Origin of the sequence: Candidatus Salinivivens marinus, assembly GCF_965655845.1 — a bacterium.
In the GTDB taxonomy this organism is placed as follows: Bacteria; Pseudomonadota; Alphaproteobacteria; order Rhodobacterales; family Rhodobacteraceae; genus Salinivivens; species Salinivivens marinus.
Genome location: NZ_CBFHHX010000010.1, coordinates 19,782 through 45,283, shown reverse-complemented (window position 1 = coordinate 45,283; position 25,502 = coordinate 19,782). Strand labels below are relative to the sequence as shown.

Annotated in this window: 25 protein-coding genes; 2 read left to right on the top strand and 23 right to left on the bottom strand. The window is 42.1% G+C overall.

Features of this window, described 5'->3' with window-relative positions; genetic code table 11:
- The first annotated feature begins 217 nt into the window (after positions 1-217).
- Positions 218-1,420, top strand: a complete 1,203-nt coding sequence (locus ACTF5Q_RS09795) for a M24 family metallopeptidase (RefSeq protein WP_438954435.1) — start codon at positions 218-220, stop codon at positions 1,418-1,420.
- 21 nt (positions 1,421-1,441) lie between these two features.
- Here ACTF5Q_RS09795 and ACTF5Q_RS09790 read toward each other — a convergent pair whose 3' ends face one another.
- From ACTF5Q_RS09790 to ACTF5Q_RS09715, 16 genes are all read right to left on the bottom strand, one after another.
- Positions 1,442-2,317: a DMT family transporter gene (locus tag ACTF5Q_RS09790; protein WP_438954434.1), complete on the bottom strand. Its 876-nt coding sequence runs from the start codon at positions 2,315-2,317 to the stop codon at positions 1,442-1,444.
- Between the two features lie 75 nt (positions 2,318-2,392).
- Positions 2,393-3,580, bottom strand: coding sequence for a DEAD/DEAH box helicase (locus tag ACTF5Q_RS09785; RefSeq protein WP_438954433.1), 1,188 nt, complete (start codon positions 3,578-3,580; stop codon positions 2,393-2,395).
- 273 nt (positions 3,581-3,853) lie between these two features.
- The gene (locus ACTF5Q_RS09780) at positions 3,854-4,867 is read right to left on the bottom strand and encodes a pyridoxal-phosphate dependent enzyme (protein WP_438954432.1); all 1,014 of its coding nucleotides are present in this window, start codon (positions 4,865-4,867) and stop codon (positions 3,854-3,856) included.
- A gap of 152 nt (positions 4,868-5,019) precedes the next feature.
- A complete protein-coding gene (gene betC / locus ACTF5Q_RS09775; protein ID WP_438954431.1) occupies positions 5,020-6,522 on the bottom strand; it encodes a choline-sulfatase in 1,503 nt (500 codons plus the stop codon).
- A 30-nt stretch (positions 6,523-6,552) separates the two neighbouring features.
- Complete coding sequence (locus ACTF5Q_RS09770) at positions 6,553-7,230, bottom strand: HAD family hydrolase (RefSeq protein ID WP_438954430.1); 678 nt, start codon at positions 7,228-7,230, stop codon at positions 6,553-6,555.
- A 48-nt stretch (positions 7,231-7,278) separates the two neighbouring features.
- Positions 7,279-8,412, bottom strand: coding sequence for a M20/M25/M40 family metallo-hydrolase (locus ACTF5Q_RS09765; RefSeq protein ID WP_438954429.1), 1,134 nt, complete (start codon positions 8,410-8,412; stop codon positions 7,279-7,281).
- 16 nt (positions 8,413-8,428) lie between these two features.
- Positions 8,429-9,910, bottom strand: coding sequence for an aldehyde dehydrogenase (locus ACTF5Q_RS09760; protein ID WP_438954428.1), 1,482 nt, complete (start codon positions 9,908-9,910; stop codon positions 8,429-8,431).
- A gap of 22 nt (positions 9,911-9,932) precedes the next feature.
- Complete coding sequence (locus ACTF5Q_RS09755; RefSeq protein ID WP_438954427.1) at positions 9,933-10,607, bottom strand: DUF1028 domain-containing protein; 675 nt, start codon at positions 10,605-10,607, stop codon at positions 9,933-9,935.
- 12 nt (positions 10,608-10,619) lie between these two features.
- The gene (locus ACTF5Q_RS09750; RefSeq protein WP_438954426.1) at positions 10,620-11,033 is read right to left on the bottom strand and encodes a RidA family protein; all 414 of its coding nucleotides are present in this window, start codon (positions 11,031-11,033) and stop codon (positions 10,620-10,622) included.
- A 14-nt stretch (positions 11,034-11,047) separates the two neighbouring features.
- Positions 11,048-12,310, bottom strand: coding sequence for a flavin-containing monooxygenase (locus tag ACTF5Q_RS09745; protein WP_438954425.1), 1,263 nt, complete (start codon positions 12,308-12,310; stop codon positions 11,048-11,050).
- 23 nt (positions 12,311-12,333) lie between these two features.
- Positions 12,334-13,698 carry an aminotransferase class III-fold pyridoxal phosphate-dependent enzyme gene (locus ACTF5Q_RS09740; protein WP_438954424.1) on the bottom strand — a complete coding sequence of 455 codons (1,365 nt, stop codon included), beginning with the start codon at positions 13,696-13,698 and terminating at the stop codon, positions 12,334-12,336.
- Positions 13,695-14,474, bottom strand: a complete 780-nt coding sequence (locus ACTF5Q_RS09735; protein WP_438954423.1) for a carbon-nitrogen hydrolase family protein — start codon at positions 14,472-14,474, stop codon at positions 13,695-13,697. The genes ACTF5Q_RS09740 and ACTF5Q_RS09735 overlap by 4 nt, the downstream gene beginning before the upstream one ends.
- 32 nt (positions 14,475-14,506) lie before the next feature.
- Complete coding sequence (locus ACTF5Q_RS09730; RefSeq protein ID WP_438954422.1) at positions 14,507-15,541, bottom strand: extracellular solute-binding protein; 1,035 nt, start codon at positions 15,539-15,541, stop codon at positions 14,507-14,509.
- 1 nt (position 15,542) lies between these two features.
- Positions 15,543-16,379, bottom strand: a complete 837-nt coding sequence (locus tag ACTF5Q_RS09725) for an ABC transporter permease (protein WP_438954421.1) — start codon at positions 16,377-16,379, stop codon at positions 15,543-15,545.
- A complete protein-coding gene (locus ACTF5Q_RS09720) occupies positions 16,379-17,299 on the bottom strand; it encodes an ABC transporter permease (RefSeq protein WP_438954420.1) in 921 nt (306 codons plus the stop codon). Before ACTF5Q_RS09720 ends, ACTF5Q_RS09725 begins: the two co-directional genes overlap by 1 nt.
- Positions 17,299-18,375, bottom strand: coding sequence for an ABC transporter ATP-binding protein (locus ACTF5Q_RS09715; protein WP_438954419.1), 1,077 nt, complete (start codon positions 18,373-18,375; stop codon positions 17,299-17,301). Before ACTF5Q_RS09715 ends, ACTF5Q_RS09720 begins: the two co-directional genes overlap by 1 nt.
- A 98-nt stretch (positions 18,376-18,473) precedes the next feature.
- On the opposite strand from ACTF5Q_RS09715, the gene ACTF5Q_RS09710 reads away from it, so the two are divergent.
- Positions 18,474-19,259: a helix-turn-helix transcriptional regulator gene (locus ACTF5Q_RS09710; protein WP_438954418.1), complete on the top strand. Its 786-nt coding sequence runs from the start codon at positions 18,474-18,476 to the stop codon at positions 19,257-19,259.
- A gap of 3 nt (positions 19,260-19,262) precedes the next feature.
- On the opposite strand, the gene ACTF5Q_RS09705 is transcribed toward ACTF5Q_RS09710, so the two are convergent.
- The 7 genes from ACTF5Q_RS09705 to ACTF5Q_RS09675 all read right to left on the bottom strand — a co-directional run bounded on the left by ACTF5Q_RS09705 (position 19,263) and on the right by ACTF5Q_RS09675 (position 25,500).
- Positions 19,263-20,066 carry a hypothetical protein gene (locus ACTF5Q_RS09705; RefSeq protein ID WP_438954417.1) on the bottom strand — a complete coding sequence of 268 codons (804 nt, stop codon included), beginning with the start codon at positions 20,064-20,066 and terminating at the stop codon, positions 19,263-19,265.
- 29 nt (positions 20,067-20,095) lie between these two features.
- Positions 20,096-21,073 carry a CobW family GTP-binding protein gene (locus ACTF5Q_RS09700; protein WP_438954416.1) on the bottom strand — a complete coding sequence of 326 codons (978 nt, stop codon included), beginning with the start codon at positions 21,071-21,073 and terminating at the stop codon, positions 20,096-20,098.
- A 6-nt stretch (positions 21,074-21,079) separates the two neighbouring features.
- Positions 21,080-21,358 carry a hypothetical protein gene (locus tag ACTF5Q_RS09695; RefSeq protein WP_438954415.1) on the bottom strand — a complete coding sequence of 93 codons (279 nt, stop codon included), beginning with the start codon at positions 21,356-21,358 and terminating at the stop codon, positions 21,080-21,082.
- A gap of 48 nt (positions 21,359-21,406) precedes the next feature.
- Positions 21,407-22,306: a polysaccharide deacetylase family protein gene (locus ACTF5Q_RS09690; protein WP_438954414.1), complete on the bottom strand. Its 900-nt coding sequence runs from the start codon at positions 22,304-22,306 to the stop codon at positions 21,407-21,409.
- Positions 22,307-22,449: 143 nt separating this feature from the next.
- Entirely contained in the window at positions 22,450-23,907 is a 1,458-nt protein-coding gene (gene hydA / locus ACTF5Q_RS09685; RefSeq protein ID WP_438954413.1) for a dihydropyrimidinase, read from the bottom strand.
- Positions 23,908-23,989: 82 nt separating this feature from the next.
- On the bottom strand, positions 23,990-24,661 hold the full coding sequence (locus ACTF5Q_RS09680) for an aspartate/glutamate racemase family protein (protein WP_438954412.1): 672 nt from the start codon (positions 24,659-24,661) through the stop codon (positions 23,990-23,992).
- Positions 24,658-25,500: an ABC transporter permease gene (locus ACTF5Q_RS09675; RefSeq protein WP_153967437.1), complete on the bottom strand. Its 843-nt coding sequence runs from the start codon at positions 25,498-25,500 to the stop codon at positions 24,658-24,660. The genes ACTF5Q_RS09680 and ACTF5Q_RS09675 overlap by 4 nt, the downstream gene beginning before the upstream one ends.
- Positions 25,501-25,502 lie beyond the last annotated feature (2 nt).

The following is a 25,502-nucleotide window of genomic DNA, read 5'->3' as shown; positions in this document are numbered from 1 at the left end:
ACAAAAAAATGCATCATTTGTTCACTGATATTAATTTGACAAAAAATTATTATCAGTTTAACGATTTTTATATGGTTGGGCGATGGCGTCGCCTCTGAACAATCAGACAACTTAAAAAACCATCCTGAACGCCGGGATCTTACTCTGCCTTTTAATGGTGGGTGAAGGTCATTTCCTAGTCACCATTTACAGCAGATTTGATGTAAAGGAGTGTATGATGGAACGTCCTCAACAATATCGCTTTCACCAAGGTGAAAAAACGCTGCCGTTTTCACCGGATGAGTATGACGCACGTCTTTCAATCTTACGTAAAGTTATGAGTAATAGAGGACTAGATGCTTGCATTTTTACGTCTATGCATAACATCGCCTACTACTCAGGCTTTTTATATTGTAGTTTTGGCAGACCATATGGCCTTATTGTAACCACCGACAACAGCATAACAATTTCAGCGGGAATTGATGCCGCGCAACCCTGGCGCAGATGCCATGGTGATAATATCACATATACGGACTGGCATCGGAATAATTTCTTTCGGAGTATACTCAGTGTTACCGGTAAAAATATTATCTTGGGAATTGAAGGTGATCAACTTTCAATTACGCAGAAAAGCCTGCTAGACGAATTTTTAGAGCCGAGGGCATTTTTAGACATCAGCAATGATACAATGCTTCATAGAATGAATAAATCAGATGCGGAACTTGATCTAATCCGACAGGGAGCTGCAGTAGCGGATATAGGGGGTTACGCTATCAAAGATGCTGTCAAAAGTGGTGCACGCGAACTAGATGTGGCAATGGCTGGCCGTGATGCAATGGAATTAGAAATTGCAAGAAGGTTCCCGGATTCAGAATACCGTGATACGTGGGTTTGGTTTCAATCTGGGATTAACACCGATGGCGCTCACAACCCCGTAACTTCGCGTAAACTACAGTTAGGCGATATTTTATCTTTAAATACTTTTCCGATGATTTCTGGTTATTACACAGCACTAGAAAGAACTATGTTTTTAGGTGAGGTAGATAAAGTCTCACTTGATATTTGGAAGGCAAACATTGCTGCACATGAGTATGGAATAAGCTTGCTAAAACCCAATATTAGCTGCGCAGAAGTTACTCAAAAGATAAATAAGTTCTTTGAGGATCGAGGTCTCTTACAATATCGCACGTTTGGTTACGGGCACTCGTTTGGTGTCCTCAGTCATTATTACGGGAGAGAGGCTGGCTTAGAACTGCGGGAGGACATCGATACAATTCTAAAACCGGGAATGGTTATTTCTATGGAACCAATGTTGACAATACCAAATAGCCAACCAGGGGCTGGAGGATATCGAGAGCATGATATTCTGATCATAACGGAAAATGGAAACGAAAATATTACGAAATATCCCTACGGTCCAGATTTCAATGTAATCGCATAAAAAGTAAGGCCTTTTTATTAACTACTTACTGGCACTCAAAATATGTTCTCTATGTAAAGAGTAAAAGCCAGAAAAGACAATTATAAAGGCTCCCAATAGTGTCACCCCGTCTGGCCATTCGCCAAAAAACAAAACCCCTAATCCAAGTGCTCCAATAAGCGATGTATATCTAAAAGGGGAAACAAAACTTATATCGCCTGTCCTCATTGCTACAATACCGAATAGAGTAGCAACAGTGACGGCTGCTGCTGAAATTATAATCAATAACCAAGACGTTATATGAACTTCAACCCACTCACTTCCAATAAGTGGTAACGCCGCAAATACTGTGATACCGAGGGTAGTCGAAAAAGCCACAGTGATGGTAGGAATTTCACTATCAAGCTTTCGTGTAGATATTTCTCGAATTGTTAATAAAATCACTGCTGCGAGAGCCAAAAGTGAATATGAATTAAAACCAGCAAGACCTGGCCGAATGATAATTAATACACCGGTAAATCCAATTAAAATTGCACTCCATCGGCGCCAACCAACCCGTTCCCTCAGAAATAGAGCAGCCGCCATTGTAATTGCTAATGGTAGTGACTGTAATATCGCCGTAACATTTGCAAGAGGCATATACTTTAGAGCTGATAAAAAAGTAACCGTCGTACCAATTTCGGCTAAGATACGAATAATAATAAGTTGTTTATTTTTTCTAGAGTATTGTTGCACCAAAGTCTTAGTCACAAGTGCTAGAATCAATAGAGGAGGCAAGCTTACAAGACCCCGTAAAAAAATAGCCTGGAAAAAATCAATGTCCAAGAATAATAACTTCATTATGGCGTCGTTCAAAACATAAGCCAATACGCAGCATGTCATTAGGGCCGCACCAAGGAAATTATCATTCAACCTCATAAACACACCAAATAATATCAAATTAAATTAATGATCTAGTTATAACTAACCAAAATACGCAAGAAGATATCACTCTCAGGCAGCTTTGGCGTGTGATTTCCGCTTATGCCGCCAACGACTATTTGATTGAGGTTTTTTACGAGATGGTTTTCTCTGACTTCTTTTTGTCGATGAGCTACCTGACTTTCCTCCCAGTAATTCATCGATTTCTGCCAATTTACTCTTATCTGCGGTTGTTACTAGGTTCAAAGCTAATCCGTTCGCACCATTACGGCCGGTTCGACCAATTCGGTGAATATAATCTTCCGTTTGCCTTGGGAGATCAAAGTTAATCACCTGGTGTATGTGAGGTATATCAATTCCACGTGCAGCAACATCTGTTGCCACCAGCACTCTAAATTTGTTGTTTCGAAGCCCCAAAATAACACGCTCTCTCTTATTTTGACGCAGATCGCCGTGAATTGCGCTTGCTGATATGTTAGAAACCTTCAGACGCTTTGCCAATTTCTCAGTGGCAAATTTACTATTCATAAATACAATCACGCTTTCTTCATGCTGACGTAGAGCATACACAAGCGCTTCGAATTTACCCTCTTTGTTCACAAATTCTGTTGTCTGAACTATATTTTGGCTAGCACTGTTAGCCTGCCCAATTTCAATTCGAGCAGGATTATTTAAATATTTTGCAGATGCTTTTTCAATACCCTTTGGTAAGGTGGCCGAAAACAGCAAGGTTTGACGTTCAACAGCGACATTATCGAAAATTTTTGCAATTGGGGCGGAGAAACCCATATCAAGCATTCGATCAGTTTCATCCAAAACCACATAATTAAATGAAGACAAATCAAGACTATTCCTATCTAAGTGATCGATAATTCGGCCAGGTGTTCCAACTATAATTCGTGGGTTTTTTGACAACATTTGGATCTGACGATCCATGGATGCGCCACCAATCAATACAAGTGACCGAATCTTTGATTTCAAACTCAAAAGCATCCGAATTTGTGCATCAACTTGCATGGCCAATTCACGGGTTGGTGTAACTATAAGCCCACGCACCTCTGCATTGTTCATGATCTTTGTAAGTAAAGGAATCGAAAAAGCAGCCGTTTTACCAGTGCCTGTCTGCGCAGAACCGAGAATATCTTTACCGTTTAACGCCACAGGTATCGCTTTCTGTTGGATGGCAGTAGGCGTTTTAAAATTGAGTGCTTCTAATTTATGCTGAATTGCTTCAGGGAGGGGGAACTCATTAAAGTGCATAATCATTCACCTCATAACAAGAAATAAGTCTTCGGTAATACATTTATTTTCCTTTTTCTTAGTCGTGTATTTAGCAGCATACGCAATTGTAAAAACGTATGGCGAAACTCAAAACAAAGAAAACAGTAGAATAAAAATTCCTGCCACATATCGCGACATTTGGATAGAGTATCGTAAAGCTAGAAGCCGTTTAGACGGTTAAAGAGAATAAAACAAGAAATATTTATTTAACATAAACACAATAAGTGTTTAGGCGTTCGTCGGTAACATCTATTAATTCACACTTCCTTCAGTAAAAAATACTAAAGATGATGCATCCTTATCTGAATTTGCCAACAAAGCAGCCAAACCAGCTGCACCAGATGGAGAGGTCGCAAGCCCCATTTCACCCGCTATCCTTACCGCATCATATGCTTGCTCTTCGGTTATCAAACAAAAATCATTTGCAGCAGATGAAAGAATTTCAAAGGCTATGAGGGAGGGTGTCTTACAATCTAGTCGCCCCATATCCGAAACCGGCCCCTCAACCGTAATAATTTTACCATACTCGATACTTTCTTTCAGACAAGGCGCCGCATCCGGTTCAACAATAAGAATTTCGGGCTGAACTCTCCAGCTTTTACGGATCTCGAAGGCTATTGCCGCTGCGAATCCTCCCACGCCAGCTTGGAGGTATACATGCGTAGGCCAATCATTTAACTGCTCGAATTCCTCACGCAACTCCTTAGCCATGATTGTGTAACCTTCCATTACCAGCCTTGGAGGCTCAATATATCCAGGCCATGATCCATCGGCTAAATGAATTGCACCACTATCGTTAGCATCTTTAATAGCGGCCTCAATACTTTCTTCATAGTTAGCTCCTGACCTAACTACTTCTGCATTTTTTTGTTTAAGCCTCAGAGCGAAATCCTCTGGAACCGTATCAGACAGATGTATCCGTGCTTTAGCACCAAAAATTTGAGCACCTGCAGCAACTGCAAGACCATGATTTCCAGCACTCGCGCAAACAAAAGTTATGTTTCGAGCGCATGATTTAAATTCATCAAGAAAAAAACTATCAGTTTTTATCGGCAAATCTTGTTTTTTAGCGATTATACTCCCCACGGCGTAAACGCCGCCCAAGGCTTTGAACGCACCAAGTCCCATTCTATCAGTTTCATCTTTAATCCAGATCGAATTATTTTGAACTGACCTTTTAAGTAATGGTGTCGGTTTGTGTTTCGGGCAGGCAGATAAAAGTTCAGCAGGTTTTGCAGACTCTAATATTACATCATGGGGCTTCATGGATAGGCAACTCTTGTTTAGGACAGTAAAATTCTAATCTTTCATAATAAAGACATCGCATTTTAAGACACAGAGTAACAAGACTTATTTCGAGATATCAATTTCATAAAATAAACGTTTTGGGTATTTAAATGGTATCTTTGCGAACATAGTTATTCACGTGGAAATCTCTGTCGTTCCTCAACTTCATTTAGATCCATATGATTACGCATAAATCGCTCAGAGGCCTTTTTTAGTGGCTGAAAATCCCAAGGATAGTATTCTCCACTCCGAAGTGACTCATAGACGATCCAGCGTTGTGCCTGAGACTTTCGCACCTCTTTATCAAAACTGGCTAAGTCCCAATTCGTATCGGAAATTTTTCTAAATTCCGCCAACTCTTTTGAAAATTTTTGTGAACTTGCCAAATTATGCAGCTCATTAGGATCACTTTCCACATCAAATAATTGTTCAGGATCCAAGTCACATCGATTGTATTTAAAAGGACCCTTTCGTATAGAAATTAGCGGGGCGTAACTTGCCTCTGCAGCGTACTCCATCAGAACAGGGTTGGACCTAATTGAGCCATTGGCAAATGGTAAAAGGCTTTCACCCTCCGTCCACCTTGCTAACTCGTCCATATCGCAACCTGACAAGTCGCAAAGTGTCGGACAAACATCAATTGTGCTTACAGGCTCTGCAACTAATTTAGGTTCTAAGACAGTGGAGCTAATCATAAGCGGGACACGCGATGAGTTTTCGAAAAAACTCATCTTAAACCATAGGCCGCGTTCCCCAAGCATATCACCATGATCAGAAACAAAAATGATAACTGCTTCCTGATTTGTTTTTTGTAGGGTATCCAGAATTTCGCCAATCTTATCATCAAGATATGAAATATTTGCAAAGTAGGCGCGACGGGAACTCTTTATATCTTTTTCAGAAATATTAAAATTCTTCCAATCGCTCGCATCCAAAATTCGCTTAGAATGAGGATCATGTTCCGGGTAAGACAGTGCCGAAACTTCAGGCAAAAGATAATTACAATTTTCATAAAGATCCCAATATTTTTTTCTTGCCAAATAAGGATCATGCGGATGCGTAAAACTAACGGTAAGACACCAAGGTCTTTCATCATGTCCACGCGATAGGTCGTAAATCTTTCGATTAGCCTCGTATGCTACCTCGTCATCATATTCCAACTGATTTGTGATTTCTGCAGTACCCGAATTAGTGACTGAACCCATATTGTGATACCACCAGTCTATGCGTTCTCCAGGCTTACGATAGTCAGGTGTCCAACCAAAATCGGGAGGATAAATATCTGTTGTGAGACGCTCCTCAAATCCATGTAATTGGTCGGGCCCAACAAAATGCATTTTACCAGAAAGAGCAGTTTGATAACCTACCCGTCGCAGGTGGTGCGCATAAGTTGGGAGACTTGAGGGGAATTCTGCCGCATTATCATAAACTCCGGTAACCGAGGGTAGTTGTCCCGACATAAATGAAGCACGACCAGGAGCGCATAAGGGTGATGCTGTATAACAATTCTTGAAGCGAATTGAGCGAGCAGCAAGCTTTTTTAAGTTTGGAGTATGCAGCCATTCGGCAGGACCATCGGGGAAAAGAGTTCCACTCAACTGATCTACCATAAATATCAGAATATTAGGTTTCAAAAATCTACTCTCATTACAAAATTTATGCGCCTAACCAGAAATCAAATATTGATTATCTATAATGTCCAGCAACTCCTCCATACTATCAAGAAGATGAGTAACATTAAGCTCGTCATATGGCTTATGACAATAACCACCACGAACAATAACAGAAATAGAACTAGCGGCGATACCGGTTGCAGCATCAACTTCGGAGTCACCAATCATCATAGTTGTCTTCATAGGGCTACTTATTGCACCAGCAGCTATTTGTAACATCGATGGATCGGGTTTCTTCGCAAGCTCTGGCCGACTTCCCACGATAGCATTAAAATAACTACTGAGGCCAAGTGCTGAGACCACCATCTGAGCTACAGTTTCATCCTTATTAGTGCAAATAGACATTGGGATCCCACGTTTTTTCAAGCCCTCCAGACAATCTTTAACCCCATGCATAAGTGTTGACTTTTCACAGTAATACTTACGTGAGTAGGCAAGCATTGAAGTAATCACATTAGCCGCAAGATCCTCTGGCGCTTCAACATGAAAAAGGGCCCTGCAAACCAAAACAGGAATTCCATTGCCGATCATCCCTTTTACAGACTCTAAAGGAACCTGATTTAACCCTGCCTCGTTAAGCGATTTGTTAAGGGCTAGAGCAATATCTGGCGCGGTATCTGCCAGCGTCCCATCCAAATCAAAAACACACCCTGTAATTTTGTTTGCCATAATTCTTTGCTTAGTTATCGTTTTGCTTTCACTTAGTGTTATCGAACTTCAGTCTACCCTCAAGACACTGTGCAAACCGTGTTGCAATGTTCTGCAGAAATCACTGCACTTGCGCAGTTGATCTATATCTATCCCTTCATCAGGCTGATGACCGTCGCCATCCATTGAACCAGGACCAATGACTGCAGTTCTCAAACCAATATTGGCAAAGAAGCCAGCCTCAGTGCCAAAAGCTACTTTGATCGGCCCAGGCACGTTAGTCAGGGCCTTGAGAGACTTCCAAACAGGATCAGTCTCATTGGTACTCAGGCCAGGATATTGATAGACAGTAGAAATTTCCATGCTTTCAGAATTAGTATCCAGTTCGTTCAAAATATTAGCCGGGTCTTCTTTGGTGAGGTGCCGGATTTCAAAACTAACCTCTGCCCTTTCTGGTACAATATTAAGAGCAACACCACCGCGAACAATCCCCGCATGAACAGTAGAGTATGGAATAGTATAAGCATCATCTCTCGCACCACTTTTAGCAAGCTTTAATTGCAAATCTAAGGTCTCTAGAATAAATTTCGCTGCAACGTGAAGTGCATTTTTAAAATTTGGAGCAAGAGCTGAATGCCCTGCCTCTCCATAACAAATAGCCTTGTAAGACACTTTTCCTTTATGTCCCAAACAAAGCTGCATCTCCGTGGGTTCTCCCACGATTACAAGGTCAGGACAGCCAAGAAATGGAACAACTTGGTCGACCATATAGGGAATACCTCTACATCCAATCTCTTCATCCCAGGATAAGGCAATCATAAAAGGTTTTGCGGGCGGCATATCCCGACACATTCTGGCCTGCGCGAGCACACAAGCCAGAAAACCCTTCATATCAGTGGTGCCACGCCCAATTACCCTTTCACCAATGCGCTGAAGTACAAACGGGTCAGAAGTCCAGTCTTGTCCCTCAGTTGAGACCACATCACTATGCGCTGAGTATAAAATTCCCCCGTCACCATTACCAAATTTTGCAAGCAAGCCAGCCTTGCGGCCGCATGGCGAGGGAATACGTTTAATTCGGAAACAAGCTGCAGCTAGAAAATTTTCAACCCAATCAATAAGATCAAGATTGGGTTCGTTTGCGACTGTTTTGAAACCGACAAGCGTTTTGAGTATTTCGATGATATCATTGATGTCATCCACGGCTGGCCCCTTAAAGTTAATATTTAACCCAAATAGTCTTAAGCGCAGTGTATTTATCAAAAGAGTGAATAGACAAATCTCGGCCAAAGCCAGACTGCTTCATACCACCAAATGGAGTCATGGCAGACAGAGCATCCACTGTATTGACGGAAACAGTGCCTACATGCAACTTATCTGACAAATCCATTGCGCGCGCCAAATCAGACGTCCAAACGGATGCCGCTAAACCATAGACACTTTTATTTGCCATTTCGATAGCTTCATCTTCAGTATCAAATGTTTGGATCGCAAGAACTGGGCCGAAGATCTCATAGCGTGCTATTGTGGCACCTTCTGGAACATCTGCAAAAATAGTGGGTTGAATAAAAGCATCACTGTCGTTTATTGAAAATCGATCACCACCGGTGATTAGCTTAGCCTCTGCTTTGCCAACATTTAAGAACTCTTCAACTTTTTTGGCATGGTTCACGTCGACCATTGCTCCCATGGTCGTTGCTGGGTCAAGTGGATTACCTTGCTTAATCTTTTCTGCTCTTTCTCTAAGCTTACCAACCATCTCATCTTTAATACTTGAATGTACCAAGAGGCGTGAATTGGCTGAACAGACTTCCCCTTGGTTAAAGAAGATTCCAAATGCCGCCATGTCAGCAGCTTTTTCTAAATCCGCATCAGGAAAAATAATATTTGGGCTTTTTCCACCTGTTTCCAGCCATACTTGTTTCATATTGCTCTCACCGGCATATTTCTGGAAGAGTTTGCCTACAGCTGTTGAGCCTGTAAATACTAGACAGTCCACATCCATATGACGGCCTAAAGCTTGACCGGCATCTTCCCCAAATCCGGGCACAACATTGAGAACACCATCTGGTAGCCCAGCTTCCTTGGCCAGGACTGCAAGGCGTAGCGCAGAAAGCGGCGATTGTTCTGCTGGCTTAAGTACTACAGAGTTTCCCGTGACCAAAGCCGGTGCTAATTTCCAGGTAGCCATATCTAATGGGAAGTTCCAAGGCACTACAGCACCGACCACACCCAGCGGAGAACGACGGATCATGGCGATGTCTCGCCCACCTGTTGGAGCAATTTCATCATATATTTTATCAGCAGCTTCAGCATGCCATTGGAAAAAGAAAGCAGAACCAGGCACGTCAACGTTGACAGTCTCTGAAATAGGCTTTCCCATGTCCAAAGTATCTAAAAGGGCCATTTCTGTAACGTTTTCGCGAATAAGTTTTGCTAGATTAAGAATAACTTCTTTGCGCTCGCTGGGAGTTTTTCCAGACCAACGGCCATCCTCGAAAGCAGTGCGCGCCGCTTTTACTGCCGCGTTAATATCACTACTGTTACCTTTAGCAACATCACATAGTTTTTTGCCGGTAGCGGGATTGATATTAGAAAACGTCTCACCACTTCTAGAAGGAACAAAACGCCCGTCTATCCAGCACTCAGTGCAAAAATCTATATTCTTTGCTTTTGAGGTATACTCTTCTAAACTTTGCATTGTAGATACCTTTCCTCAAAGTTTATTCATCACCTGGCACACCATACGAAGGTGCATCAGTTGGATTGAGCGCGCGCGTTACATAATCATTGGCTTGAGGTTTATAAACCTTCCACGCCTGTGCAATCATCAAAATTGGACAATCCTCAGTCCAATCACACCTTAGTTCTGCATATGGCCACCCGTGTGTGTCAACTATGAGCAAACCTGCCGAATGCAAAGGCCCAGCTTCACCGCCAGCATTTAATCCACTCTGCATGGCTGCAATTAAACGGTCGCCTAAAGCTCCTTCTGTATTTTCAAAGCCCTCAACCATAGCCTGTGGCACACCAACATCAGCCAAAAGGTTTCCGCCAGCAGCACAGCAAAGACCCTGTATCGCAGTCCAAATACCCAGAGACATTTCTCCCGAATGTATGCAAGTATTACCATTTTTATCAATCACCAATAACTGACGATAATTGGGGAAAGTTTCGTCAGCAATCGAAGTAGCGACTGCATCTGAAGCCGAAAACCCTGACTCAAGGTATTCAAGCACCATAGGCCCTAGAGCAGGGTTGGTAATATTTTGCGTCGCGACTGCACCTACACCCGCTTTAGCAAAGGCACAACGTGCCGCAACTGCAGGTGAGGATGAGGAAATCGCCAATCCGAACTGCCCAGTATCGGCACATTTCGCCACAATAGAAAAAGTCACCCTAAACCCTTCTCAGTCTGGAATTACGAAAGTTGCATCTATTTCTACGAGCCACTCTGGGCGCGCCAAAGCTGTCACGCAAAGCCCTGTAGAAACTGGATAAATACCTTTCAGGTACTCACCCATAGTTCTATATACTGCCTCGCGATGGCGGGTGTCGGTAATGTAAACAACCACTTTGCACATATCCTCCATTTTACCGCCAGCTTCGCTTATTAACTGCTGGATATTTTGCATTACCTTATGGGTCTGCTGTACTGGATCATGGCTATCGATATTTTCTGCTGTATCCAGATCCTGAGGGCATTGGCCACGAAGGAAAACAGTTGCACCACGGGCAACAACAGCCTGGCACAGGTCATTATCTAGATTCTGTTCAGGATAGGTATCGGCGGTATTAAATTTACGAATTCTTTTATGCGTCATAGAAGCAAGCTCCGCTAAAGTTGAATGCACTCAGCACTGCCTTGGTAGGCAAGATAACCTTGTTGTTTTTGAATATGATCAACGATAAATTTAGCATCATGCCAAACTCCCCAAATAAATGAGGATCCTCGGCGTGATTGCCAGGGGAGACCTAGGAAATAAACACCCGGCTCACTCGAAATACCACGCTTATGCGAGGGTACATTATCAGCCTCAAAAGCGTCAACTTGAAGCCAACTGTAATCATTGGAAAACCCGGTTGCCCAGAGAATTGTTGTTATATTTTCAGCAAAAACATCAATGCTGCGAATGGGTCGCGTAATACATTCCGGGTCAGAACCAATTTCTCGTGCTTTGGGATCTGGGGGTAAATTTAATCCATTTCTGTCTGCATAGGCATCGGCAAGATCAAGTATTGAAAGATAACTTTCGTCTCCTTCCCGAATATTTTCACCCAAATTGTCTGCGAAGGTAAGAATGCCATTTTCATACGTCTCTGTCAGACCCAAAAGCGTCAATCCTTGAGTTGCAAGATTGCGAAAATCAACGGTTGCACCACCATCGGCTCCTGATACAGCAATTGTTGTATGAGTTGATGACGGATTTGCCTCTGCATCCCATAGATTGAGGACGCCTAGCCACCAACAAAAGTCTCGATTACGATAACGGCGTGGCGGTCTATCATGGGCTCCCACAGAAAGAAAAATTTTACGCTCAGTCTTCATCAATTCCGCTGTAATCTGAGAGCCAGATGAGCCTGCACCAACTACTAACACATTACCTTTTGGTAATTCTTTTGGATTACGATAGGCAGTAGAATGTATTTGTTTTATCCCTTCAATTTCTGGAATGATTGCTGGCACCATTGGCCGCTGAAACGCTCCAGTAGCTGAAATTACATAAGAAGCTTCAATTACTCCATCAGTGGTATCAACAACGAAACCAGCACCTTTATCCTTACGCTTTACAGATCTTACATCAACACCTTCACGGATTGGTGCATTGAACATTTTGGCATAATCAACAAGATAATCAGCAACTTCCTCCTTTGGAACAAAGGCGTCTGGATGTTGGCCCTTGAACTCCATGTTCGGAAACCGATCGTGCCATGCGGGACCGTTCGCAACAAGCGAGTCCCATCTCATTGTCCTCCAATGTTCTGCAGTTCGCGCTCGTTCTAAAACGATATGATTTATATTAGCTTTTGTTAAGTGCTCGCTTGCGGCAATGCCAGCTTGCCCTCCACCAACAACAACAACATCTGTTTTTTCCACCATTATTCAGAAGGACCTTTTACCTTTCAAAGCGCACTTTGAACTTCCTTGATACTATTACTCATTATATCTACAACCTCATCAATCATTTCTTCGTCCATAATTAATGTTGGCGATAAGATTGCAATATTTCCTAAGGGTCTCACAATCAAACCACGCCGCTGCGCTGCACGCGCAATTTTCAGACCAATCTTATCTTCCGGTTCGAACGGTGTCTTACTGGTTTTCTCTTTAACAAACTCAATTCCCATCATGAAGTGACTACCACGGACCTCACCGACTAGGTCCAAATCTGCCAACTTATGCAGATTGTTTTCAAAAAGCTTACCAGTTTTTTGCACCCGCTGTGGAATACGCTCTTTCTCCATGAGTGCAATATTAGCTAAAGCTGCAGCTGATGCTGCGGGGTGACCCGAATAAGTCATGCCATGTAGAAACATAGAACCTTCACCAGAGATAACTTCATGGATCTCATCACTGATAATTGTTGCAGATAACGGCTGATAGCCTGAAGTCAAACCTTTGGCCGTAGTGATAATATCAGGTTGCACCCCGAAGATATCCTTAGAGGCAAAAAAATGTCCCAAGCGACCAAAAGCAGTCACTACTTCATCCGTAATATATTTGATATCATACTCCTTACATAGCTCACCCATTTTCACATGATAGCCTTCTGGCGGTACAATTAGGCCGCCGGCTCCTTGAATAGGTTCAGCAATAAAACAAGCAATATTTTCACTGCCTAGCGTCTCAATATGGGACTTAGCATCTTCAAGCAGATAATCCATGTACTGAGCCTCTGTCATACCGTTGCCATGCCGCCAGAAGTGTGGACACTTTAAATGATGGACGAGGCCATCAGCCTTATCCCACCCTTCGGCATAAGCCGGGGTTGTCATGGCCATCGCAAGGTGGGTAGAACCATGGTAGGCACCCTCACGACTAAGCACGAGTTTTTTATTTTTTTTGCCTAACCGATTATAGTAATGATGAAGCATTCGAATTGCACTATCGTTTGCAACTGAACCAGAGTTCCCAAAATGTACAGAATTCAAATGACCAGGTGCGAGCGAAGCAACTTTTGCAGCAAGTGTAGCTGCTGTTGGATGTGTAAAATTGTAAAAAGTAGAATAATAATCCAGTGTATTTAGTTGATCAGCAATAGCATTGATAATCTCCGTTCGGCGATGTCCTACGTTAACGCACCAAAGTCCACCAATGCCATCAATCAATTTATTGCCATCACTGTCAGTGACATATGCACCTTCTGCACCAACAATCACAGTACGCGCATCGTTCTGCTTTAGAGCATTAAGATCTGCAAAGGATTGGATCAAATGAGTATCAGAGGTAAGAATGTCATCTGTGGTTGTTGGGATATCGAGTGTCATTTGGTAATAACCTTTCTGAAATCAGCAAGTTGAGTTGATAATAAAGTTTTTTCAATTTTATTAAGAGAATTTAGGTTGGCGATAAGAAGATTTTCCTCGTTACTACCGGCAGAGGCAAGAGGCTTTGCATCGGGACCCACAATCGTCGATTTTCCACAAAATGATAGGCCGTTTTCACTGCCACAGTAATTCGCATAAACGATAGTCAAAGCATTTTCTGATGCACGAGCAGGTACCAGAGTATCACATACTACGCTAAACTTCTCAGGATTGGCTGTTGGCACAAGAATAAGCTGCACTCCCATTTTGGCAAGCGCAAGAACGTGCTGAGGAAATTCAACATCATAACATATTAGAAGTCCTGTCTTTATCCCTGCTAATTCGAAGGTCACATAGCTGTCTCCAAAGTTAAATATCGATTGCTCTATTGCACCCCAAAGCTGAATTTTACGAAAATGGGCTAATTTTTTGCCTGTCCTGTCAAATGTAGACGCACTGTTATAAATGCTGTCCCCTTCCCGCTCAGCCCAGCCTAGTGTGAGACCACACCCATGCTTTTTCGCCAGTAAGGAAAGTTGAATTTCCCAACTTTCACCTTGCTTTTGGGCCACAGAGTGATGACTTTTCATTTGATTGTAGCCCGGGAAATATAGCTCTGGAAATACAACCATTTCTACGTTCTTGTCAGCTGCTTTGGCCAGTGTTTTATCAACTTTGGCCAAAGCACTTTCTATATTCCCCTCAGGTGAGAAGCCTTGGTATGCTGCAACAATCATGACCCCTCCTATTTGAGAAAACGTTGGATAATTTACTTCTTCAAATTGGTCCAGATAGTATCATAGACCGTTTGAACTTCTTGAGAGCATGCTTGCACAAATTCACCTACAGGCGACGCCGGTGGGTTTGATTCAGGCGAGTTTGCTACTGCATCTGACAGGTGAGGTTCTGTACCTTTGACACCTGCGGTATAAGCTGCATAGTTCGTAACAGCTGCTGCATTCTCTGGCTCTAATAGAAAATTCATGAACTTTAGTGCGTTGTCACGATTTGGTGCATCTTTTAGCAGAACAACATTGTCCATCCAAACCACGTATCCTTCTTTGGGAAATGCATATTCAACATTCGCGCCTTCCTCGCGAGCCTTGGCACTGAAACCAGACCAGATCATTCCAACTGATGCGTCACCAGATACAAGTACATCTTTTGCTATATCAGAACCAAAACTTGCCCAATGCGGTTTAGCATTCTGTAAAAGCTCATTGAGTGCCTTAAGTTGATCGCGATCAGATGTACATTGTGGGATGCCTAGATACATGGAAGCAAGAGCAAGTAGCTCACCTTGGCTGTCCAACACATTTATTTTCCCTTGCAATTCTGCAGGTGGGTCAAAAACTATACCCAGAGTGTTGATGTCACCTTTATAGTCATCACGATTTACAGAAAAGCTAGTTGAACCCCATTGATACGGGATCGAAGATTTACGCCCCATGTCAAACCCAACATTAACCCATTGATCCATAATATTACCATGATTTGGCATTTCAGCTTTTGTGAAGGTATCCAGCATGCCATCACCCGCCATGATTTCCACCATATAATCACCAGGAACAGCCACATCATAAGTTCCCATTTTCCCAGCCTTAAGAGATGCTAGCATTGCTTCATTGGAGTCAAAGGTATCCATGGTAACTTCGACATCGTATTCTGCCGAAAATTTATCTAAAAGCTCTTGCGGAATGTATTCAAACCAGTGATAAATAGATAGTTTTCCTTCAGCAGTAGCGATATTTGCTGCCATAGAAAGAGTTAGCGCCGCAACGCCAAGTTTTATTAGTTTTTTCATTCTAATCTCCTTGTTTGGTTGTAGTCGGGTTTGCCTTTTCCCCCATCCGCCCGACAAAATAGGACAGGGCGACAAATCCCACGGACACTGCTAGCAGTAGTGTGGAAATTGCCATTATATTGGGTTTAATTCCTTGTTTAACAGCGCCAAATATTACAGTGGGCAATGTTTCTACACCGGCCCCTTTGACAAAGTTTGTAATGATAAAGTCATCTAGCGAAATAATAAATGCTAATAAAAATCCTGATATAATTCCAGGAGCCATCAAAGGTAAAAGAATTAGGCGGAATGCCTGAAATCTTGTGGCGTAAAGATCCTGTGCCGCTTGCTCGTACACATCCTCAATACCCTGCATGCGGGCCGCAATTGGCAGATAAGCAAACGGAATGCAAAAGACTATGTGCGCGATTAGGATTGTAAGGTAACCGGTTGTAAATCCGATTGCAGAAAAGAAGATCAATGTGGCAACTGCAGTAACAATTTCAGGTACCATCAAAGGTAAATTAATCAGTGCAAAACTCACAGATTTGCCTCTAAAACTTCCTGCACGCAGCATTGCGGTAGCTGCCATTGTTGCGATTACGGTTGCCGATATTGCAGCCATAACAGCAATTGATACTGAATTTATCGCCGCGGTTTTGAATTTTGGAGCATCTACTCCATAGAATAAATCGTAGTACCATCGCAACGAGACCGTATTCCATCGCGTGATAGAGTTACTGTCATTAAAGGAATAAACCATAACAATGATTAAGGGTGCATATAATAAAAATAGACACAGAAGTGTTAGGGATTTGAAGCCCGTAAAATGGCGCAGATCGACATTCTTCGTAGCCATCAGATCTGACCCTTTGTTTGGTTGCGCGCATAAAATGTAAGAACAATTAACACAAGAGATAACAATATCATCGACGCGGCAGCACCAAACGGCCAATTTCCTGCGGCACCTTTAAATTGCTCCTCAATTAATGAACCTATCATAAAATTCTTAGCTCCCCCAAGTAAATCGGGCGCCAGAAAGGCACCTAAACTAGGAACAAAGACAAGAATACATCCCGCGACTATGCCGGGCCTTACAGTTGGCAAAATAACTTTAAACAGCGTCACAGTTCGCGAGGCGTAGAGGTCAGCCGCCGCCTCACTTAGAGCAAAATTATAGCGTTCGACGGCGGCGTAAATAGGAAGAACCATGAATGGTAGATACGAATAGAACAGCCCCAGTTGTACTGCAAAATTTGTGTTAATGATGTGAAAGGGCTCCGAGATCAGTCCAATAGATAGAAAAAATTCATTCAAAGGGCCATTATCCCGAATAAGAAACTTCATTGAAATTGTACGTATTAATAAGTTCACCCAATAAGGAATTGTAATTAAGAAAAGCCAAATCGTTTTGTTCCTTCCTGTCCTCGTGGCAATAAACCACGCAGTAGGAAAACCAATTATTAAGCAACAAAAAGTAGCAAGCCCAGCCTGCCAAATTGACCGCCAGAAAATACTTATGTAGGTCCATTCTATTACTGGCGGGCTATCTCCGAAAAGTCCTCGATAAAGAAAAAATTGGTCATAAGCAGAAATCGAAAATTCCCAAATAACGCCACCGCGAAACTCTTTCGTTAAGAAAGAATAAACCAACATCATAGCGACTGGTATAACCAGGAAAAAACCAATAATGATCCACGCAGGAAAGATTAATGGTATACCAAAACCGCTATAGGTTTTGGCTGAGCCTTCGGGGTTTACTTTTGGTAGCTCAGCCATCAGTCTACCAGTAACCGGGCGGAGCTTGCTTCAAAATCAAGCCCTACGGACTGACCCACATTAGGAATTTTAATTTGAGTGGAGTTTTGCATTCTTACCGTTACACGCGAACCGCTCGTTAGACTGACCTCAATATGAAGGTCGGTTCCAAGATAAATGTGTCGGACTGTCTTGCCCTCCAGCATACCTTTGCCTGAAGCAGTAATTTTAATGCGCTCAGGACGTATGGATAGATGTCCTGAACCAACAAGCGCACCTTCCGCAGCAGAGCATATGATTTGTGCTCCACCAGGGAGGACGCAAGAACCTTTTCTCTTTTCAACGTTCGAAACGGTTACATCGATTAAGTTTGTTTCACCTATGAAATCAGCAACAAATTTGTTCTCAGGTGCCTCATAAATTTCTCGAGCAGATCCAACTTGTTGAACCCGCCCACCCTCAAGAACAGCAATGCGATCAGACATCGTCAGCGCTTCCTCCTGATCGTGGGTGACGAAAATAAATGTTATCCCAGTTTGGACTTGAATTTGTTTTAATTCGAGGCGAACAGCTTGCCGAAGCTTGAGATCAAGCGCAGACAAAGGTTCATCAAGTAGTAATACCTTAGGGCTTGGGGCAAGAGCCCTTGCGAGAGCTACTCGTTGTTGTTGACCACCAGATAATTGGCTAGGCATTCTGTCTGCAAAATCAGATAGTCTGACAAGTTCAAGCACCTCCCCAACTCGGGCTTTAGCTTTAGAAGTATCGTGGCCTAACCGCAGCAAGCCAAACATAACATTATCTGTAACATTCATATGGGGAAATAAAGCATACTGCTGGAACACGGTGTTTATTGGGCGCTCATTAGGCAATAGATCGGCAATATTCTGACCATAAAGGTGAATTGCACCATTAGTGACCTCTTCGAAACCTGCGATCAACCTCAGCAAGGTTGTCTTTCCACAGCCAGATGGCCCCAGTAAGGTAAAAAATTCATTATCACGAATATCTAAGCTGACGCCATTTAAAGCGGTGAATGCACCAAAACTCTTAGTTACATTTTGAATATCAACTGAAATTTCTTTGTCTTTAGACATTCGATCCCAAAAATTAGATGCGGCTATACCCCTAAAACTTAATATAATATATTATCTTTGGCAATTTGAGGGGTATATACCCCCAAAGAGGTAAAATAATGCATGTCAAAAACTCCGAGATACTATTGGCAAAAACAATCAAGTCATTGAAAAAAAAGACCTTTTCAGAAAGTTTAAATAGGTGGCTTCGCACTTTGGCAAACCACGACAACACTACAATTTTGGCTTACTTTCGCGATGAAACACCTCAAATTCTATTAACAGATTCGGAAACTGAAGCTGTGCACCAAAACATGACTCAAGTATATCTTAGTGGCGCTTACTTGCTAGATCCATTTTATGAGCTGCACAATTCTAATGCTGATACCGACCTTTATCGGTTGTCGGATATTGCACCAGATCAATTCAGTCGAAACCAATATTTTTTGGAATATTATCAACGAACTACAATAATTGATGAACTGGCTTTCCTAATCTGGCCATCACCTAAGATTAGTGTACATGTCTGCTTGGGGCGTGATATTAAATCCAAGAGACGATTTTCAATACGAGAATTATCTTTAGCAAAACAAGTAGTTCCAATAGTTGAAACACTTATATGCGAACATTGGGGGAATTTGCGATTTAGTAGTGCAGATCCAGGAGAGGATACACTACAAAGGATGGTGCGATTAGTCGCTGAAACCCACGGTATCAATTTGACCAAACGGCAGGCAGAAGTGGCACTATTGGTCCTCAGAGGGCACTCGTCCGCATCAATAGGATTACGGTTAGGCATCTCTCCACAGACCGTTAAAGTATTCCGAAAGCAGTTATATCGAAAATGCAGTATATCGTCTCAAGCAGAGTTATTTGCTCTTATAACCCCTCTGCTGGTAAACTAAGAGTCAATGCTGTCTTTTGACTTTTGTATCCAAGATTAACATTAATGCAGTTACAAAAACTGATCCAAATAAGCTCAAAATTAAGACGTATAAAAGCGGAACCATTTGCAACAAAATGGCAAATGCAACACAAAAAACTGCCAAGCTTATAGTACCAAATATAGCAGAATAAACAACTCCAGTTACAATGCTCTTTCCAAACACCTTATGAATATTGAATGATATTAAAATATACGCGATCGGGAATGCTAGAAGAACGCCAGATAAGTGTGCGCCTAGTCTTGAGGCAAAAACAGTAACAACAGAAATTATAATCCCACCAACTACAGCTCGTAAAAAAAGTATCAAATCATTTTCTGATTTCTTATCGACAAGCTCCTTACCAACGAAAAAACTTCCTACAAAACGTGTGACTATCGTTGAAAAGCCAAAGAAAAATACAGCCTGTAACAAATTAAAATTAACTTGGTAGAGGCTACTGGCCAGCAAGATCCATATTACCACAGAAACCAACGCGCAGCTCAAAGGTTTAAAAAACTTTGCTAAAATAAGATATGCGAGTAAAAAAACCTGCGTAGCGCTCAAAGCTACTAGTGAGTAAAGAGCAGTTTCATACAAAAAGCTCGTATCACTTTCTAGCATAAGAAAATAAAACCCTGGACCGAGCCCAACTGGAAGCCCTGCAATAAGTCCCGCCATAGAGGGGCCAAGAGTAACTACTAGTTTAGCTACAAGTATCACAATAAACGCGGCCACTATTACCCTTGTGAGCATGGGCACAAGCATAAGCCCGATACTAAGTTCCAATATATTCTCCAAGTTGTGCCGTAAAAAACTCAAATGTCATTGAGAACTTTTTTTAATGAGCCAGAAATTTCAATTTCATCAAGATTACGCCCAATAAGGACTACATTGTTTTCCTTTATGTCGGTTGATCCATCAAACTCATCAGGAATACGTTCTGGATTTTGCATAATTTTTCGTACCGACTGCAATAATAATCTACCATTTGGTGTTCGAACTATCCCTTTAATTCGGACAATTTGATTACCATGTCGATTCAACAGTGCCGATAGCCAGACTGAGAAGCCCACCCAGGTATCATCACGAAAGGTTAAATCATCAAGATTAAGTTGAATAGACGTAATAGGTGATAAGTTCTCAACTGTTTCTTTTGTGCTTAAGATAATCGGATCTGTAGGTGTTAATTCTGGCATAGGACTTTCCACACCAAATAAAGATTGACTGATGTTATCTATGGGGTTCATGAAATTAAGGGTTGCCACAAGTTTTGATAACTCACCTTCAGAACAACTTTCAGCCTTAGATACAATTATTTGATCTGCAGCCTCGATTTGGGAACGTGCTAATGGTTCACTCTTAATTTGCTCAATCCCATGCAAGGCATCTACGATTACAATTATTTTTTCCAGAACAATATGGCGAGCGAGAACCGGATCATCATTTATCGCGGACATAACATTCGATGGATCGGCAACCCCACTCATCTCAAAAATGAGGAATCTACTGCTTTCTTCGTTTGATTTAACTGTACGCTGATTACAAATGCTGTGGAACAGTTCAATCATTTGAGATTGCAGCTCACAACACACACATCCGCCTTGCAAAACATCTAACGCCAACGCTGAACTCAATAGTGTATCATCAACTGCGTGTGATGCTACTTCATTTACAATTATGTGCGGTTTATAAAACGTTCCAGCATAAAGCTGATGCCGAAGCCAGGTACTTTTGCCAGCGCCAAGAAAACCGGAAAGTATTATCAGCTTCAGCCGGTTTTCACTATCGCTCATAGTATATCAGTTTACCCTCAGAGGATCGTAGGGGTTTCCAGTAAATATTTCTACTTGCCTCCACACGTCCTCGATAGTTGGGCAAATAACCGTTTTGCCCATTCCATTTGATAACTGAATGCCTGGCAAAGTACCAGCGTCGGTCGCAGTAATACCAAGCGGCTTAAGTAATCTATTGATTAAATTAGCACGAGCGAAACGTATTTTGAGCCTTTCATGAGGTGTCGCCCCACCAGCGTCCGTCCAATGACCAACTGCTGGCGGAAAACCACATGCAGAACACATTAGCCAGTCCTTCCTAAAAGAAACAGTCGTAACACGTAATATCAGCAATCATATTGTTTCAGGACGTTTATCACTATTGAATGGATATCGGACGCGGAAATCGTCTGTTATATCCTGGAAAGTAGTCCACTCCACACCAGACTGTTTGTTAATGTATTCTATCAAACGTTCTAACATAAGAAGCACTTGCGGACGCCCTGCTACATCAGGGTGAATGGTAAAACAAAAAGTAGCATAATCCATTTCACGATAAACCCAGTCAAATTGATCTCGCCAAAGAATTTCAATATCTCTGGGACTCACGAAACCATGGCTATTTGGCGCAGCCTTCATGAACATCATTGGAGGTAGATCATCAACGTACCAGTTCGCAGCTATATCCACTAAGTCAATTTCTTTCCCATGCTTCATGGGACGCATCCAAGTACTAGCGTCTTTTGAGTAATCAATCTTTGACCACTCATCGCCAACTCTAGCATAGAACGGTAGGAAATCTCGATACATCTGGCTGTGATCATATGTGAAGCCGTATTTCTGCAGTAGCGCTGCAGTATTCTCAGACATTTCCCACCACGGCGCCACGTAGCCACGGGGTTTGTCACCAGTCAAAGCTTTGATCACCTCCACTGAATAAGCTAAAATATCTTCTTCTTGTTGCAATGTCATCGCAACAGGGTTTTCATGCATATATCCATGAGCTCCAATTTCATGCTCAGCTTTTTTAATCATCTCCATTTCTTTTGGAAATGAATCCATTGTATGACCTGGGATGAAAAAGGTTGATTTCATGTCATATTTTTCAAAGAGCCTGAGAAGCCTGGGCACACCAACCTCAGTAGCGAAAACTCCCCGTTGTATATCGGAGGGACTATCCTGCCCCCCGTACGAGCCAATCCACCCTGCAACAGAATCTATATCTATACCAAAGGAACATTTTATCTCTTTCATTGCTAAACCTTTCTAACAGTTTTCAGCTACAGCCGATTTTTTTTTCAATCCCTAAATAAATTTATGCACCAGTTATTAAAAAGTTCAAAATATATTTTTATTCCTACAACTAGGATATGAACATTAGTAAAAAGCTATCATTATTAGACGCCAATAGGCATAAGCTTTGAATCTCGTTTGATAGATCTTGGAGCTATAAGTTCTTTCCAAGTTGATAATGCAGTATTTGCAGCTGGAAAAGACGGCCGTTCAATATGCTGACCGCGACCAGGTTGCGCAACAGAATTAGTACTTGAATCCCACACGACATCTCCACGTGACATCGTATATCGAGGTAAACCTGAAACTTCGAAACCTTCAAATACGTTGTAATCGATAATTGATTTTTGAGATTTTGCGCTGATGGTTTTCTCAGCGGAGGGGTCCCATATTACCAAATCTGCATCAGCTCCCTTCATAACGGAGCCTTTCCTCGGGTAAATATTTAAAATCTTTGCAATATTGGTAGAAGTTATTGCAACAAACTCATTTGGAGTTATTCGGCCACTTCCCACTCCATATGTCCATAGCAATGATAACCGATCCTCTAGACCACCCGTTCCATTTGGAATTTTGGTAAAATCTCCAACGCCCATTCTTTTCTGCTCTGTTGTGAAAGCACAATGGTCTGTAGCTACAACATGCAAAGATCCTGCAGATAATCCAGCCCACAGTCCATCTTGATGATACTTATCACGAAACGGTGGCGACATTACCCGTTGTGCAGCATAATCCCAATCCTCATTGAAATATTCGTTTTCGTCGAGTAGCAGATGCTGTACTAACGGTTCTCCCCAAACACGCTGTCCTTTTTGCCTTGCTCGTCGTATAGCCTCATGCGCATCCTCACTCGAGGTATGAACAACGTATAAAGGAACACCCGTAGCATCAGCAATTGTTATTGCTCGGTTTGTCGCCTCACCCTCCACGGAAGGAGGCCTTGAATATGCATGCGCTTCTGGACCACTATTTCCCTCCTCCAAAAACTTTTGCTGCAAACTTGCTATTAGATCTCCGTTTTCAGCGTGAACTAAAGGAAAGGCTCCTAACTCTCCGCATCTTGTGAAAGAGGCATACATTTGATCATCATTGACCATTAATGCCCCCTTATACGCCATGAAATGCTTGAAAGTATTGACACCTTTACTAACAACATCTGACATTTCATTAAATATTTTCTCAGACCAATTTGTTATCGACATGTGAAAGCCAAAGTCACATGATGCTTGCCTAGTTGCTCGCTCTAACCATTCATCTAATGCAACCAACAAACCTCTTTCATCTGGGACGATCATATCTATTATGGTTGTTGTCCCGCCAGAGAGCGCAGCGAATGTACCACTTTCCCACGTTTCTGCTGTCGTCGTACCCATGAAAGGCATTTCTAAGTGAGTGTGGGGATCAATGCCTCCTGGCATAACGTAGCAGGAAGCGGCATCAATTATTTCATCACCAGATAAATTGTCACCAATCTCAGAAATAATAGCGCCATCTATTTTTACATCGGCGGTATAACTTCTATCCGCTGTGAGTACCGTTCCACCTTTAATAACTTTAGACATCTTACACCCTTCCACTAGCAAGCACTGCATACTTAATCGAGTCTCTGTACATTAAACTATTCGCGATAACAGAAAATATCCATCACCCATTTGGCACTGCAAGCATCCCTTCTCCAAGTAAAGCAGCTGCATATACCCCATCAACAACTGGCATATTAAACTCTTTACTAAATGGCTTGGCTAAATGTGCCATTCCTGCACATCCTAAAGCTATGCTTCCAATCGAATATTCGCGCAGTAAAGAATGGATAATTTCTCGCATCTTCACTTTGGTTTCTTTTGGTTTGTTTTCAAAATCCAAAACAGGGATGTTACTAGCGTGTACGAAGCTACATTTATCAAGCAGACCATAATTTCTAAGATTATCTTCAATTACTGGAATGGCTTCTGAGACAGTCGTTATAACTCCGAATTTATCAGCATAAAGTGAACACATTGTAAAAGCTGCCCAGCCTATCCCAATAGTAGGAATTGATATAGTTCTCCTTGCTTCAAGAAGAAATGGATCGTCAAAGCACGCTATAACAGCTAATTTTGACTTCGCTTTTTCTGCTTCTTTCAAATTTGAAAACAAAATCGGCTTTGCTTTTTCTGCATCAATTGGACCCTGTATAGCACTTGGAGCGCCAAAGCATGTTACCCCGGTTACATTTCGACGGTTATTTAAAGCAGAGTTAGCTGACGAAACAATTTTATCAGTCATAGACTGTGTTGAATTTGGGTTTACAAAAACAATATCGGTGCTCTGCGTCAAACAAGACCCTTTCCAGCATCAGACCCTTTCTTGTCACGTCTTCTCTGCGATAATACAAAAAACGTGAGAAAGAAAACGATGATTAACAGAGAAAATAATGTCGTAAGAGTGCCAAGTGCATATATAACTGGGGTTGTCACATTGGTTGTCATCCCAAAAATTTCTAACGGCAAGGTGTTGCGACTGCCTGATGTCAACAATGTTCTGGCAAATTCATCATAACTCAGTGTGAAACCAAACAAAGCCACACCTATTAAAGAAGGAGCAATTATCGGCAGCACAATCAAACGAAAAACTTGAATTGGACCTGCCCCTAAATCTCTGCCAGCTTCCTCATACGCTTTGTCGAAACGGTTGAAAACCGCAAACATTATCAGAATTCCAAAGGGAAGCGTCCAGGTTAATTGAGCACCCAATCCTGAAGTAGACCAATGAACTTCCCACCCTAATTGAGAAAATATCAGGCCAACGCCTAATGACACTAGAATTGATGGAATGACCAAGCTTGCAATGATAAGGTAAAAAAGTGGTGTTGAGCCAAAGAATTTTTTTCTATATGCCATCCCAGCCCCAACCGAAAATACAACGGTTATCACCATGACCGTCAAACCTAGGATAATACTTCGTTGGAAAGATCCCCAGATATCACCGACCATTTGAGTTCTAAATAATTCCTGAAACCAATGCAAAGATGTGCCTTGCATCGGGAACGTTAAACCCCCAGTTGGGCCCTGAAAACTAAGAATACCTATTGTTATGACCGGGCCGTAAAGAAATACTAAAAACGCAATAAATATTGCAGTTAGTACATAAAAACCTGTAGATCGCTTTTCACCCAAAG